The 15762-nt window shown below is 51.3% G+C and carries 8 protein-coding genes; 6 read left to right on the top strand and 2 right to left on the bottom strand.

Annotated elements, in window-relative coordinates; translation table 11 throughout:
• Positions 1–43: 43 nt before the first annotated feature.
• Complete coding sequence (gene rclR / locus AC534G_RS18485) at positions 44–898, bottom strand: reactive chlorine-specific transcriptional regulator RclR (protein WP_110498596.1); 855 nt, start codon at positions 896–898, stop codon at positions 44–46.
• 235 nt (positions 899–1133) lie between these two features.
• Here rclR and rclA point away from each other — a divergent pair, with 235 nt between their 5' ends.
• The 6 genes from rclA (at position 1134) to AC534G_RS18455 (ending at position 6164) form a co-directional block, all read left to right on the top strand.
• A complete protein-coding gene (gene rclA / locus AC534G_RS18480; protein WP_110498595.1) occupies positions 1134–2459 on the top strand; it encodes a reactive chlorine resistance oxidoreductase RclA in 1326 nt (441 codons plus the stop codon).
• A 168-nt stretch (positions 2460–2627) separates the two neighbouring features.
• Complete coding sequence (rclB, locus tag AC534G_RS18475) at positions 2628–2858, top strand: reactive chlorine resistance periplasmic protein RclB (RefSeq protein ID WP_038643060.1); 231 nt, start codon at positions 2628–2630, stop codon at positions 2856–2858.
• An 11-nt stretch (positions 2859–2869) separates the two neighbouring features.
• Positions 2870–3430: a reactive chlorine resistance membrane protein RclC gene (gene rclC, locus AC534G_RS18470; RefSeq protein ID WP_038638553.1), complete on the top strand. Its 561-nt coding sequence runs from the start codon at positions 2870–2872 to the stop codon at positions 3428–3430.
• Between the two features lie 568 nt (positions 3431–3998).
• Positions 3999–4694, top strand: coding sequence for a flagellar brake protein (locus AC534G_RS18465; protein ID WP_085047572.1), 696 nt, complete (start codon positions 3999–4001; stop codon positions 4692–4694).
• A gap of 21 nt (positions 4695–4715) precedes the next feature.
• On the top strand, positions 4716–5297 hold the full coding sequence (locus AC534G_RS18460) for a helix-turn-helix transcriptional regulator (RefSeq protein ID WP_170973229.1): 582 nt from the start codon (positions 4716–4718) through the stop codon (positions 5295–5297).
• Between the two features lie 99 nt (positions 5298–5396).
• Positions 5397–6164: a putative bifunctional diguanylate cyclase/phosphodiesterase gene (locus AC534G_RS18455; RefSeq protein WP_110498594.1), complete on the top strand. Its 768-nt coding sequence runs from the start codon at positions 5397–5399 to the stop codon at positions 6162–6164.
• A gap of 144 nt (positions 6165–6308) precedes the next feature.
• Here AC534G_RS18455 and AC534G_RS18450 read toward each other — a convergent pair whose 3' ends face one another.
• On the bottom strand, positions 6309–15647 hold the full coding sequence (locus AC534G_RS18450; RefSeq protein WP_199983061.1) for an autotransporter outer membrane beta-barrel domain-containing protein: 9339 nt from the start codon (positions 15645–15647) through the stop codon (positions 6309–6311).
• Positions 15648–15762 lie beyond the last annotated feature (115 nt).

Raw genomic sequence — 15762 nt, 5'->3', positions numbered from 1 at the left:
TCATACGCCTGTCTTCGGTTGGTACCCCGAAGCAGGCGTAGCGCTATGCTTCCAGCGCTTTCACGCGTTTGCGGTACTCGCCCGGCGTACAGCCGAATTCGCGTAGAAAGACTTTATAAAACGATGACTCGCTGGCGTAGCCCACCGATTCAGCTACCACAATCAATGGTTGCGATCCGCGTGACAACATCTGAGCGGCGAATTGCAGGCGCAAAGTGGTTAACACTGCCATCGGTGTGGAGTTTGACACTTCACGGAATAATTGCGCAAAGCTGGCCCGCGACATGTGTACGCGCTTCGCCAGCTCTTCGACGCTCCATGCAAAGGACGGTGATTCGAGCATCAAAAACACCACAGATCCGAGTTTGGGGTGCAGCAGTAAATTCAACACGTTTTGTGCGGGCGATGCTCTGGTTAACCACTCACGAACGGCTAAGGCGAACAGCGTGGCGCATTGTTGGCTGCATACAGCGCTGGAACCCGGCAGCCCACTGATGGTTTCCTGTTGCAATAGCGCAATCACGGCCTTGAGCCAGCAGCTGACGGGACTCTTTTCTTCAGGCGCCAGAATCAGTGCTTCCGGCAGCGCGGTTAAAAAATAGCGTGAGGTGGCGTGCAGTCGCAGGCTACCGCAAACGATATGCGTTTGTTCATCCCCTGACTGGCAAAGTCGATGGGCGGAGTTCTGCGGCAGGATAACAAGAGTCCCTGGCCGCAGGGTGAAAGATGTCCCGTCAGGCATGTCAAGTTGGGCTGCTCCCTGAGTGACTGTATGCCAGCGGATAACGGATAGCTCGCCCGCCGCATGCGGCAGTTGCCAGTTTCTGCTCAACAAACAGTTTTGATCGATCGAGCCTTGCGGGTCGTTAAGCATGAGTAATCGACTAAGGGCATCCATGAAGACTCCTGGGCAGTTTTAATCACTATTGGTTTGGCGGAATTATCTCGTCAAGTTTAAATTAAAGTAATACCTTCAAGATGTTAATTTATTATGCTTATGTGTTTCATGAAAAGAGGTTAAAAGTGATTTAGACGATTTAACAGTTATAAGCGCGTTCTGGATACATTTCCCTTGTCTGGTTACCCCTATACTTCAGTTCAACAAATGAACAGTGACCAGGCGGAGAGAGAGCATGAATCAGTATCAGGCGATTATTATTGGATTTGGCAAAGCGGGTAAAACGCTGGCAGCTACCCTGGCAAAAACGGGCTGGCGGGTGGCGATTGTTGAACAGTCGAATACCATGTATGGCGGGACATGCATCAACATCGGCTGTATTCCAACCAAAACCCTGGTACATGACGCTGAACTTCAACATGATTTTGCTGCGGCGATGCAGCGCAAGGCTGCCGTTGTCAGGTTCCTGCGCGATAAAAACCTCCATAATCTGGCCGACCTGGAAAATGTCGATGTGATCGACGGTCGTGCTGAGTTTGTCGATAACCATACTGTGCGAGTCGTGCAGTCAACAGGCGCGATTGAGCTAAGCGGCGAGAAGATCTTTATTAATACCGGCGCGCAGTCAACGGTTCCAGACGTGGAAGGGTTAACCACCACACCGGGGGTGTTTGACAGCACCGGGCTGTTGAATTTGACGCAACGGCCTGAACGTCTGGGAATTTTGGGTGGCGGTTACATTGGTGTGGAGTTCGCATCAATGTTTGCCAACTTCGGCAGCAAAGTTACCCTTTATGAAGCCGCTCCGCTGTTTTTAGCCCGTGAAGATCGGGATATTGCCGAAACTATCGCCAGGATTTTACGCGATAAAGGCGTTGAGATTATCCTTAACGCCAACGTACAGGCGGTTTCGTCCGGGGACGGCGCGGTACAGGTGAAAATGCCGGGAGGCGTCCAGACCGTGGATGCGCTGCTGGTGGCATCGGGCCGCAAACCGGCGACCGAAAACCTGCAGTTGCAGAAAGCGGGTGTGGATGTAAACGACCGCGGCGCCATTATTGTGAATAAATATTTGCGTACCTCGGCAGATAATATTTGGGCAATGGGCGATGTTACCGGGGGGTTGCAGTTCACGTACATCTCACTGGATGACTTCCGCATTGTGCGTGACAACCTGTCAGGCGAGGGGAGACGTCACACCGGCGATCGTCAAAATGTACCGTATTCCGTCTTTATGACGCCGCCGCTTTCCCGCGTGGGGATGACCGAAGAACAGGCTCGCGCCAGCGGTGCTTCTGTGCAGGTCGTCACGCTGCCGGTCGCGGCGATTCCGCGTGCGCGAGTGATGGATGACACACGCGGCGTACTTAAAGCGGTGGTGGATAGTGAAACGAAACAGATATTAGGTGTTTCGCTATTATGTGTGGATTCGCATGAGATGATTAATATCATCAAGACGGTTATGGATGCAGGATTACCCTATACAACCTTACGCGATCAAATATTTACCCATCCGAGTATGAGTGAATCATTAAACGATCTCTTTTCTCTCGTTAAATAATAAAAGCGTAGTCTGCATGTTTGCCCCACCCGTGTGGGGCTTTTTTTGTCTTTTTAACGGCTGGATACTCATTGACAGTTATTCTGGCGTCCTGGATGAAATAAAATAAATTGGCATGTTTTATTATATTGCCACTGAAATCACTGTTTAATGGAAATAGGAATGAACATGTTTAAAACTACGTTACTAATGACCGCGTTACTGACTGCACCGGTGACATTTTCCGCATTGGCGCAAACCGAAGTTGTCCATGTTAGCGTGTCTGCCATATCTGGTGCGCCTTCAGAGATAGAGGATGCTATTGCGAAACTGGCGCAGGAAAATAATGCAACGTCCTGGAAAATCACCTCAATGCGCATTGATGGCAGCACTCACGCAACGGCAATTTTATACAAGTGAGGAGCGCCTGCATGGAAAAGTATCTGCGTTTACTCAGTAAGGGCGATAAAATTGGATTGACCTTAATTCGCCTGAGCATTGCAATTGTTTTTATCTGGATTGGGTTATTAAAATTTGTACCTTACGAAGCTGACAGTATTACGCCATTTGTTGCTAATAGCCCGGTAATGTCATTTTTTTATGAACATCCAGAAGAGTATAAGCAGCATTTAACCCACGAAGGTGAGTTTAAGCCACAGGAGCGTGAATGGCAGGCGGCGAATAATACCTATACATTCTCCAATGGTCTGGGCGTAGTCGAAGTTCTTATCGCTTTATTGGTGCTGGCAAATCCTGTTAGCCGTTGGCTGGGATTAATTGGCGGCATACTGGCATTTGCTACGCCGATTGTTACCTTATCCTTTTTGATTACCACACCAGAGGCATGGGTAATGCCGTTGGGCGATTTACATCATGGTTTTCCGTACTTGTCCGGGGCCGGGCGTCTGGTATTGAAAGACACGCTAATGCTGGCGGGAGCAGTGATGATCATCGCAGACTCATCTCGATCAATAATTAAGCAGCGGTATTGAATTTTTAACGTTGTACCCTCTGTAAGGTAGCAAGCCACTCTAGTTCTATTCGGTATTTGCCGGGCCAGCAGGATGCTGGCTTTTTTCTGACTTAAGGGAAATTTATTTAATATATAAAATGTAATTATTCACTTTATAACAATCACGCGTCAGGCTGTATTGGCAGTTAATGATATGAAGATGTAAGCATCATACGCACTGACGACAAAAGCGCGACAACCTGCGCATTGCCCAACCATCCCAACACCTTCATTTTTATTTGTTTTTTTCTGTGCAATTCTTGCTATTTGTTATCTCAAAACAGCATCTTAAATAAAATTATTATTCATTTTTGTTATAGTTAATCCATAAGTTCGCGTGGTTTTAAGCGCGGCTTAAGCTAGAATTATCCTGATTAAATGTTTTTACGTATCAATAATTGGCTAAAGATAGTTAAAAACTTAATTTTTAACCAACTGTCTGACATGGAATCCACTATGGTAATTAAGCACCAGGGCGGATGCTGATCTCGCGTTTTTGGGTAACCAAGAGCGGGACATATCTTAAATATGGAAATAAGGGTTTTAGAATGAGCTTTGGATTAGCAAAGGACAACAAGTTTGAAATCATCGCTATCCTTCGTGAAGAGCTGCACAAGAAAACGAAACTGGAAGTCTTATGCGAAAACAGTAGCGTTATCACACAGCTAGAGAAGGTCGATTTCGAACGGTTTGTCATCTCCGGCCATGAAGAGATTGTGCCTGAAAAGGTCCAATACTTTATCCTGCACAGCGAAAGCGGGATTGTAAAATTTAGTGCCAGATTTGAACAAACCCCACCCGCAGGTGCGGAGGCAGGATTATCCTACCTCATCCCGGATATGATTTTCTTTGCCCAGCAGCGACAAAATCAGCGTTTTTCCTTCCTGAAGGGTTATGACTTTTTCTGTTTTGGTCGTTACAAAAACGGAGAAAACTACTCTTTCAGGATTAAAAACATCTCTCAGGGTGGCTGTGCGTTAATTGTTAAAGATGTAAATACCCGCTTTGTTTATAAAGATGCGGTGATTAAAAATGCCTCACTGGAGTTTGATACGTTTGGCAGTTTACAGCTGGATTTAAAAGTGATCGATGTCGTCACGATCAATGAGTTTGATGAGGATAATCAGTTGTACTCCTGTCATCAGATCTCGTGTGAGTTCGATTTTAAAAATCGTCGTGAAGAGGCTGAAGTCGAGAAAATTATTATCAAATTTTTAATGAGTAACAAGATCAGAAGCTTATAAGGAGCGGTAAACAGGATGTTGATGTGTGGCAATGATAATTTTGTGGGCAACGGTATGTTCGCCTACCTGACCAGCAAACATGTACCTGTACAAACATTCCAGTTTGAGGATATGTTGCATCAGTCATCATTATGTCAGCATCAAACCATGATTTTTAATATCATTAATAATGAACAACCGTGTTCAGACGTCGTACAGTTTCTGAATAAAAATCGATTCAAGTTCTATAATAACGTCGTAGTCATTGTAGCTGACAGTTTGGTGGCGAAATTATGCGTGGAGTTATTATATATTGAGAAAGCAATAGTGTTGACTGAGAAATCTTCACTGCGAGATTTCGGTCAATTAGCGACGTTGTCAGTCGGGAAATGGAATCCCCGGCTGTATCGTTCGCAGAAAAGGTTAACCGAAAGGGAACAGCAGATCCTGAGTTTGCTGGTAAGTGGCTATACCGCTAAAGAAATTTCTGAGTTAGTGAGCCTTAACTATAAAACCATTCAGGCTCATAAAATGCGCGTCGTCGCCAAGTTGGGACTGAACAATACTTCTGATTTAAATAAATTAATTGTCAGATTCACCCATCGGATGTCTTTTTTACCCTAGTCTGGTGATTCTTTTCTGATGTAAAACATATCATAGTAGATATAATTCGGGAGCGATGCTGACTGGTTTTAAATTTTATGATTTGTAGAGGTAGAGGGAATGTTTAATTCCAACGAGGTGCTCACCGCGCTTGAACAGGCATTGAATACCAGTCAGTTTTATATGGTTTATCAGCCCATTTTTAATTTGCACACTCAGCAAATTAGCGGATTTGAAGCATTAATGCGTTGGAACAGCCCTCAGATGGGGATGATCTCTCCCGATATTTTTATTACGTTATTGGAAGACAGTGGCAATATCATTTCAATTGAAGACATGGTTACCCACACCCCCTGGGATGTGGCGACGTCCTGGCCCGATCCTCTTGTATTATCAATCAATATTTCCGCACTTGAATTTTGTGACCCTCTCTTACCGCAACGCGTCAGACGTAATCTCACCCTCTGTGGACTACCGCCTTATCGATGCCAAATTGAGGTTACGGAAACGTCACCACTGCGCGACAGCCAGATAGCGGTTAACAATATGCTGGAGCTAAAGGAGATCGGGGTTAAACTCGCTCTTGATGATTTTGGTACCGGTCACGCAAATCTTAATTATCTGCTGAAGTATCCTTTTGATACCCTAAAAATTGATAAGGAATTTGTTGCTGGCATTGAGCCCGATACCCGATCGACAAAGATTGTTGAGGGCATTATTTCACTGGCGCACAATTTTGGTATTGAAGTTCTTGCTGAAGGGGTGGAAACCCAGTCCCAACTGGACCGTTTAACGCAGATTGGTTGTGACAAAATTCAGGGCTTTTTCATTTCTCCGCCGGTGTTAGCAGAAGAAATCTCGTTACTCCTGACGCAGTATAATCGTTAATCCCACCTTTTTACGTTTCCCAACCCCTTGATTGTTCTGCGTTGTCGTTAAGTTCGTAGGACTGATAAGCGTAGCGCATCTGGCAGCCCTGAAAGGCAAAAAAAAGCCCCCTGCAGAACAGAGGGCTGGTGAGTTTATGACTGCTTAGAACGATTTCTTAAAGCCAATGGAAGCATTGATCGGTGCTTCAACTTGCGACTTACTGCCACCGTTGCTGAATTGCGTACCCAGTTCACCGTAGACCTGCACGTTTCTGTCGATTGACCAGGACAGACCGGCCGCAACTTCGGTGCTGGAGTACTGCTGTGAGGATTCGAGCGTGGTGGTGGCGACCGCATTGCTAAAGTGCGTTTTGTCTTTTGAACCCAGACCCTGCCAGACGTTTACCCTGCCGTACGGCTGGAATTTGCCATGGTTGGTGTCATAGTCAGCAACCAGACGTACGCCCAGACGGGCGGTAAAGGAATCAGCGGTATCCATTTTCACTTTCGTTTGGGTCACACCGTCAAGACGACCATTATCAAAATCGCTGTATTGGTAGATTAACTGAGCCTGAGGTTCCAGACTCCAGGCGCTTGAACCCAGACGGAACGATTTACCCACCTCCGTTGACGCCGTCAGCGTGTTGCCTTTGACGGTATAAGAACCGTTATTCCCGGTCGCCGCCAGGCGAGATTTATGGTTACCGTACTGCAGGACGTTATCAACATACATCCCGTCGCCCGAGAACCAGGTGGCGTAACCGCCGACGTAAAACGCATTGTCGTCGATGTTTCCGCCTTTGCCGTCGCTACCCGTCTTCGTGCCTTTCACATTGCTGTCGATGTCAAGGATGCTGGTATACATCCCGGCTTTCCAGCTTTCGTTAGCATACATATCGACGCCGACCTGGATACCCATAGTATGGGAGCTGGTTTGCGTCCCGGCCGCATCGTCCAGTTTGGTTTTACCGGAGTAACCAAGCATTCTCGCCCAGGCGCGATTATCTTCATCAATGCCCGGTTTAACCTCGTCGCCCATACGTTGGTGCATGTTACCCAGCAGACTAATGTCACCCTGACGCACGACGCTGGCAAGGCCTGAATACAGCATGGTTTCCGGACGATATTCGCTTCTCAGATACCAGTTTTCCCCCTGACCCTGAGCATTGCCCGCATGCAGTTGGTACTCAAACGCGCCTGCTGCCATACGATCGGCGGCCAGGTGGAAGGCGTCGCGCGACGTTTGCGCGGTGGTGGTAGCGCCATTGAGGGCCGTGACCACCTCGATACCATCCCCGACGGTCGGTGCGCCGAGGCCAGAACCATCAACGTCCAGCAGCGTACTCCCGCTGGCTTTACCGCCATCAATAATCAGACGGTCGGCAATACCTGCACCGCTACCATTCTGAATGGCCGCCATGTTGATGATCCCTTTTTCGCCGACGTAATCCCCTTTGACGGTTAACGTTGTGCCAGTCTGCTGGCCGATGAGCGAGACATCACCGCCGTTGCTCAGGCCTGCGACGGTCTGGTTGTATCCCTGCGTGTTCAACATGGTGTCAGCGACAACGTAGTGGTGTGACGCGCTACTCAGGGTGTTGGTATTACCCGCCTGCAGTACGCCGTTGGCAATCAACGTTGCGCCGCTGTAGCTGTTTTCACCTTGCAGTTCCGTAATACCGCTGCCGGTCTGGTGCAACTGGCCTTTACCGCTGATATTGCCCGTTAACGCCAGGGTATCCGCGCGATCAACCTTGAGTACGCCGTTATCAACGATATCTCCCTGAATGCTGCCGATGTTACCGCCATTACCCAACTGTAAAACGCCTTGTTCGATGGTAGTGCCCCCGGTGTAGGTATTATCCAGCGTCAGGGTGAGGGAGCCTTTACCGGTTTTGGTCAGATGACCATTACCTTCGACTTCCGTCAGCAGGGAAACGTTATGTCCGTTGGTATCGAATGTCCCGCCGCCGGATTCCAGCGTCACCTGACGGGCGGTATCAAATGCTTCGCCATACTTCAGCGTACCGCCGTTGAAGGTAATACCCGTCTCTGGCGCGCCAAGGTTGGTATCACCCGCCACCTGCAACGTACCTGAGGTGATGGTGGTTCCACCGCTGTAGGTGTTGTCGCCAGTGAGGATCAGCGTCCCGAGATCGCCTTTATTCAGGCCGCCGGTACCGCGGATCACGCTGTTGATAGTTGCGGTGTAGTTTGCGCCGTCTACCGTGCCATCGCCGACGCGAATCAGCGTGTTCGCTGTGTCGGTGGTAATGGCCTCACCACCCACGCGATAGCCATCGGTGGCGAACTGTGCGCCGCTGATGATAACGTCGCCTTTGCTGTTATCGACGGTGACGTTGCCCGCTTCACCCTGGAAGACCGCGAAGGCGGCATCGGTAAACGGTGCGTTCAGCGCGCCTTCTGGCGTGGATTCATCCGTGGTCCAGTTGTCGTTCCCCTGGCTGGATTGCCAGATACCGTCGCCGCCGTTGATGACGCCGTTGTTTTTCAGTTCGCCATTCTCACCGCCGGTGCCGTCCCAGAAGCGCAGCGTCAGTCCGGCATGGTTGACCAGGTTAACCTGGTTGTTAACCGAGGTTTGCACGTACAGGCTGTCTGCGGCTTCCGGCGCGTTGGCAATATCCATCACATTGTTGGTCAAGGTGCCGGTGTAGTTGATGACGCGGTAAACGCCCACGTCAAAGCTGCCGCCCGGAGAGGTCTCGATATTGAGCTTACCGTCGAGCGTCAGGTCGCCGTTCACATCAATCAGGTCGTTGAAGGCACCGCCTGGGGTATAAGCCTGACCAAACTGATAATCCAGTTGGGCGTTGTCACTCAGCGTCAGTGAACCGGTGGTCAGTTTACCCACGCTGTTGATGGCGGCGCCAGCTGTAATATGACCGTCGTCCATCACGTCAACCGCGCCGCCGATAATACCGTTCCCGCCGAGCGTCGCGCCGGATTTAACCGTTACCTGACCGGTCGCGGCAGACTGGTTGCCGTTGACCAGCAGCACGCCTTCATTGACGTCCGTGGTGCCGGTGTAAGTGTTATCGCCTGTCAGCGTTAAGGTGCCGTCACCGATTTTCACCAGGCTACCGTCGTTACCGCTGATAATGCCGCTGATGGTGTCATCAAGTTGCAGATTCCCCAGCGACAATGCTTTATTGCCCAATTCGACATTCCCCGCGCCGGATAACGAGCCGATAGAGGTTGCGCTGTCGACCGCGCTGATATCGACCTTACCGCCCACCAGGTTTTTAACGACGGTATTTTCCGCCATCGCCAGGTCGGCAAAGGTCATCAGTCCGCTGTTATTCACGCTGGCATTGCCGCCGCTGGCATTCTCTTCCAGAGCCAGCGTACTGTCTTTTGCCACGTTAACCGTCGCGTTGCCTGCGGTGGCGTTGTCGGTTAACAGCGCTTTTGCAGCGCCAGTCAGGTTGAGTTTGGCGCTTGCGGCGGTGACATTATCCGCCAGCGTTAACAGGCTGTCGGCGATGTTCATGGTCAGGGATTTCAGACTGGTATCTGTCCCGCTGACATTGAGCGTCGCCCCCTTATTGACGTTCACGGTGCTGCTTTCATTGCTACCAAAGGCCCCGGTCTTGCTGACGTTGACCGTGACATTGTTGGCATTACCCGTACCGGCGATTTCGGTATCGCCTTTGTAGCTGTTGGCGCGATCGAGCGACAAGGTGCTGCCCGCGTCGCTTGAGCTGCTGGTGACTTTCAGTTTACCGTCGCCGGTAATCTCACCGGCTGGCGTGAAGTGGCGCGAATTGAGGTCAAACACCGCCGCGTTATCACTCGCTCCCAGCTCGATAGTGCGATTGCTGGTCAGGTCCGCACCCATCTGCAGGGTGGAGCCGTTGTTAATAACCAGATCGGTTCCGCTTTGGCCGAGGTTGCTGTCAGAGGAAATCTGCAACGTACCGCCATCAATGCGTGTGCCGCCGCGATACTCGTTTTCACCGCTGAGGATCAGACGACCAGGGTCGGTTTTCACCAGCGTCAGTTTGTCAGTCGTGCTGGCTTCGCGGATCACCGACTCAATGGCCGCGGTAAAGTTTTGACCCGCGCCACCGGCGCCAACGCGCAGCAGCAGTTCACCGGTGCCTGGCGTCTGGCCTGCATGGGTCGCGTTTTCTGTGGTGGCATACGCGTTAAGCGCATCACCTTTAACGATATAGCCATCGGCGTCAAACTGCGCCCCGGAGAAGTTAACTTCGCCCGCGGCGTTATCCACGGTAACGGTTCCGCCTTTGGTGGTGAAGACGGCAAAGGATTTCTGCGCCCAGGGGGCGTTACCTTCACCGGTTGCCGTGGTCCAGTTGTTATCGCCCTGATGGCCAATCGCCATCCATTTACCATCGCCGCCGTCAATTTTGCTGTCGCCTTCAATGCCCGACGCGCCGTGGCTCTGGTTCACGTCGGCACCGTCCCAGAACTGCAGGGGAACGCCGTTGGCGTTCACCAGGTTGACCTGTTTGTCGATTGAGGTCTGGACAAAAATATTGCTCTTATCCTGGCTGTCCGGTATTACGCCCAGCTCCAGCGTCTGGTTATTCAGCGTGCCGCCGTAGTTATAGATACGATATACGCCCGGTCCGAAGTTCCCACCCTGTGAGGTGGTAACATCCAGGGTTCCGTCAAGCTGCAAATCGCCTGCGACGTTCACCAGATCGTTCAGCGCACCGCCTGGCGTATGAGCGTTGCCCAGTTCGAAAGCGGAGGTCGTTTTGCTGCCAAGCTGCAGATTACCGTTAATGGTGAGCGTACCCGCACCGCCATCACCCGCGCTGAGGGTGGTGGCATCGTTCATCAATACATTGCCGCCGATAATGCCATTCCCACCAAGTGTGGATGTGCCGCTGACGGTCGTTGCGCCGCGCGCCGCGCTTTGATCGCCATTCACCAGCAGCGTACCGTTGGTGACGGTGGTGTCGCCGGTATAGGTGTTATTGTCGTTCAGACGGGTAATGCCGCCGCCGATTTGTTGCAGCGCGCCGATGCCAGAGATCACCCCGTTGAGCAGGACGTTGTTGGCGCGGTTGATCGCCAGCACGCCATTGTCGATGATGTCAGATACGGCGCTGACTTCGCCCTCATTGCCGCCGTCACCCAACTGCAACGTACCGGTTTGCGCGATGGTGGTAGAGCCGGTGTAGCTGTTGTTGGCGGTAAACACCGTGGTGCCGCCCGCCGCACGTTCAAATTTCCCGTCGCCGCTGATGATGCCACGATAGATCTGCGCCGCTGACGCATCTCCCAGGGTATCGAAGATAACCCTGCTGCCTGCGCCCTGGGTCGTCACATCGTAATCGCCAATGCTGGCGGCAGTACTGGTCGACTCAACGTGATCGCCGGTGCGCAGCGTTGCGCCATTGTTTACGGCAAGGGTTTTGCTCGCCAGACTCAGGTTTTCAACGATGCGTACATCCGCGTTTGATCCGCTGATGGTCAGGGAATCCCAGCCGGTGCCAATGTTGGTGCCGGTATTCAGGTTGTCGCTGGCAAGCGTGCCAATCTTCGCGTCTTTCGTATTGGTGAAGGTGAGGGCATTGCCCGTACCCGCAGCGGTAATGATGTGGCGCGTTTTATCCAGTATTACATTGCCGATGTTGGCTTTATTGTTGCCGCCAGTGCCAGCGAAATTCACTTCGCCCGCATAGGAACCGCTGCGCCAGTTGAAGGTATCTCTGCCTTCGCCGGTATTGATTACGCCGCTGGTGATACCGCCGCTGATATCAATGGTGTCATTGCCTTTACCAGACTGAATAGCCACCGCCGTGTCGTTGATGGCCTGAAGGGTACCGGTATTGGTGATTTTTTTCTTGCTGTCGCCGCTGGCGTCAATCACCGGTGAAGTCGTGCTGGCAGAAATAATCTTCCCGCTGTTGGTTAATGCGCTGACGTTTTTCGCAATGATCGCAGAACCGCCTGCGCTGTTATGTACGTTGATGTCGGCACTGGTCGTGACCTGGCCATCCGTGTTGGCGCGGATACCGCTACCTTCGCTGTTTCGCACCTCAACGGTATAGCCTTTGCCGATGGTCAGATCGCCCGTCACCGCGTCGCCATTGCGCTGCTCAAAGGCGAAACCGGTACCTTTCCCGTTGACGTTGAGGATGTTGTTCAGGCCATCGTTCATGGTCAGCGCGACGCTGGTGCGGATCCCTGGACCATCGTTGGAATCGATAGTGACATCACGCAGTGTGATATTGGTGTTGTTGGCATCGTTTTGAATACCGGCACCAGTCCCCTCAGCGCGAATCATCACGCTTTGCGCGGCCAGCGCGCCTGCGCCCTCGGCCAGACGAATACCGTCAGCAGATCCATTAGTGGTAATGCTGTCGCCAGTTTTACCGTTGATCAGCAGACTGGCCCCCTGGGTCAGCAGAACGCCAGCAGTACCATCATCAACCTGAATTTTGCCCAGCTTACTAATCTGCGCGTTATAGCCTGAGGCGCGTACGCCGATGCCGTTGCTGACATGCAGGGCGCTGGAGGAGTTATTGGTTAAGTTCCCGCCTTGTTGCACATCAACGCCGATGCTGTCGACGCTGGCCAGATCGATGATCGCTTTGGTATCGAGGAGCAGGTTGCCCAGATTTCTCGCCACATAGGCAATAACCTTGTTGCCGCTGGCTTCAGAGGTAATCTTCGCGTTTGAGGTGAGGGTGGTGCTCGTGGCATTCCCCTGCGTGTCGCCATTCAATTGATGCGCCTGACCATCCACCACCCCGGCAACGGTGCTTTCACCGGTTAAATTGATGGTGGTTTTATCGCTGATGGTACCGTTGGCGCCGCCTTCGATGATCAGCGCTGCGGAGTTGGTGCCCTTAACGGTAAACGTCGCTTCCCCGGTATCTACGCTACTGCCTGCGCCGGTGGCGAGCACGCCAACAGAATTGTTGCCGCTGAGCGTCAGATTCAGGTCAGAAGTAGACTGATCTTTCGGGTTAGTCGTATTACCGGCCAACAATGCGCCATTGGCGATACGGAAAATAGTGGTGCGATCCTGGCCGTTGTCATTCATCACCGCCTGCCCAATATTGGCGGTCGCGCCTTTACCATACAGGTAATAACCAATCTGATCGGTGTTGTTGAACGCCGGGCTACTCAGACTATCGACGTTAGCGATGGCGTTATCACGCACGTGTACGCCGATGTTACCTGCCTGATTCAGGGTGATATCAGAATAGACATTGACCGTTGCCTGACCGTTGGTGCCGCCTTCTGCCCAAATAGCATAGTTTCGGTTACCGACGCCGCCGTCACCGTCTACTACGATAGAACCAGAAGCGCTGGTGGTGACTTCGGCATTTTTCTTATTGGCGCTGACGTGGATCCCGACGTTATTGTTGCCATTAACGTTAATTTTGCCGTCATTTCTAATGATCTGACCATTCTCTGCGCCACTGTCACGCACAGTGATGCCGTAGTTCTTGCTGGTGCCTCCACGGCCATCGCCATTGATTGCGATAGTGCCGGTATTCAGCACATTACCTGTTGCATTGCCGATCAGGATCCCGGCGGCGTTACGTATGCCGACGCCAAGGGTGATGAGACCGTTGTTAATCACCTCTTTGGCGCTTTTGGTCATGATACCGGCGCTTGGGCTGGAACCGCCTGGCAGTATGGCATCCTGGGAGGAGTTATTAGCATCGCGGCCAAGGTAAATAGAGGCATTCTGGGTGTTGGTAAATGTGGCGTTGTCCGCGACTTCTACGCCAAAGGCGGTGCCGTTACCAAAGGGGGTATTGTTTTTGTGTCCGTTGACGATATTGATATCGCCGTTATTAGTGCCTTGCGCGTCGTTGGACAACTGCATACCAATGGCCAGCGTCAACGAAGTCTCGGGATCGTCTTTACTCCAGGGATCGGCAGCAGAAGCGGTACCGAAGTTATCGGTAGTAATCGCCTGGTTGATTGTGCCTTCGTTGGTAATTACGCTGGCGCCTTGCCCCTGCATGCCAAATGCACCGTAGCTGTTGACGTTTTGGTTACCGTCCTTATCAATAAACAGCCCGGCGTTAATCGTTCCGTGGTTGGTTGCCGTCGCATCTTTCGCCAGCATGCCAATTGCCAGGCTCTGGCCGGTAGAGGTACGCAATGCGTTCAGTTCGCCCAGGTTAGTGATAACCCCGCCGTCAATGGCTTTCATCACGCCATTAATACTGCCGTCTACGGCGATCATCGCATCTTTATTCAACGTACCGGCGGTACCTGCGCCGTTGGCATAGATAGCGTGTAGCTCACCGCGTTCGGCGGTCGTGTTATTGCTATGCGACTCGCCATCGGTCCAGACGTCGTAATCCCAGGAGATAACATCAGATGACTTACCTGAAGTCAGTAAGTCATCTATCAGCTCAGCATACTTCGCTTGCGCGGCGGAGACGGTTGTGATTTGACTGTCTTCAACATCCAGCCACAACTGGATCTGACTGACTTTTTGTCCATCCGGTTTTTGCGCGGCATCATCGCTTTCGCCTAACAACCAGCTATTGAACTCAGCCAGTTCCGCAGCAGTGGTAATTGAGAACGTTTTTTCCCCCGTTTCGATCACCTCGCCAGCGTCGTTATAGCCATATGTCATCAGCGTTACATCGCCGCCAAATACGGAGGTTGTCCTGGAACCGTTAAACGTTTTGGTCGGAATAACGGGGGCGGCGTTAAATTTGATGTAGTTATCGGATTGCCAGTTCACCTGGCTGTTGGCGCCTTGCGCTTCCAGCAGCGAGGAATCTTTAGCCAGTAATTCGATGGTATTGGCTTTGTCACGTACATGAAGCGTATCGTTGCCAATATTCAGATTGGCCGTGGCGCCATTGGTCGCCAACGCGATGCCAAATTGCTTATAGATTTGCGTTTGTTGCGCATCATACGTATTTAAAACAGCATCGCCGATTTGTGACTCAGTGATAAACCCGGCTAACGCACTGGTATCAAAAACTTTAATGGTTTCTGGCTCTCCAGGAAGCGCCGGATCAAAAATATCAAAGTCCGTACTTTGCGAAGGCTTCGCTGACTGGGTATGAGTCAGGTATTCTGCCAGCTCTTCCTCCGTAGAGATTGTTTTTACGCTCTGGTCAGGGCTGGTAGCCTTAAGCGTGATTTTGCCGGTTTGCAGCAGCTCCCGGATAGTCGTTGACTCAACAACGCCGCTTTGGCCTGGGGTAATCGTCGGGATCGCGCCGCTGATATTGAGCGCCTGACCAGTGGTATTATCTTCATATAAGAAGCCGTAGTTATGAATTCCCTCATAAACGCCAGCGGAAATTCCTCGCTGGTAGTCAGTAGAAATATTATGATCGCCGATATCAATAATCGGATCAGCCGAGGCCATCATCGACGCTCCGCTTAATGCGCCAGCAGCGAGGACGGCGACAGTTTTACGTGAACTACTTTTTTTCTTGCCTTTAGTTAATTCAGAAACGACCACCCAGATGCCGAGCGCCGCGTTCCAAATAATGCTGTAAACTTTGTTCATATATAACCCTCGTCTACATTCCTGTTATGTATGTGTTAATACGTTGAGTTGTTGGCTATGATTGGCCCGCGGATGCGCTACCCGGCATATTGATTTTTGGGAATAGGGCTCCCTT

It is taken from the genome of Citrobacter sp. CRE-46 (assembly GCF_059615875.1).
This window is presented reverse-complemented; position numbering and strand designations above follow the sequence as displayed.

Coding starts and splice junctions, on each gene's coding strand:
- rclR (WP_110498596.1), bottom strand. CDS start 898: ATGGATGCCCTTAGTCGATTACTCATGCTTAACGACCCGCAAGGCTCG.
- rclA (WP_110498595.1), top strand. CDS start 1,134: ATGAATCAGTATCAGGCGATTATTATTGGATTTGGCAAAGCGGGTAAA.
- rclB (WP_038643060.1), top strand. CDS start 2,628: ATGTTTAAAACTACGTTACTAATGACCGCGTTACTGACTGCACCGGTG.
- rclC (WP_038638553.1), top strand. CDS start 2,870: ATGGAAAAGTATCTGCGTTTACTCAGTAAGGGCGATAAAATTGGATTG.
- AC534G_RS18465 (WP_085047572.1), top strand. CDS start 3,999: ATGAGCTTTGGATTAGCAAAGGACAACAAGTTTGAAATCATCGCTATC.
- AC534G_RS18460 (WP_170973229.1), top strand. CDS start 4,716: ATGTGTGGCAATGATAATTTTGTGGGCAACGGTATGTTCGCCTACCTG.
- AC534G_RS18455 (WP_110498594.1), top strand. CDS start 5,397: ATGTTTAATTCCAACGAGGTGCTCACCGCGCTTGAACAGGCATTGAAT.
- AC534G_RS18450 (WP_199983061.1), bottom strand. CDS start 15,647: ATGAACAAAGTTTACAGCATTATTTGGAACGCGGCGCTCGGCATCTGG.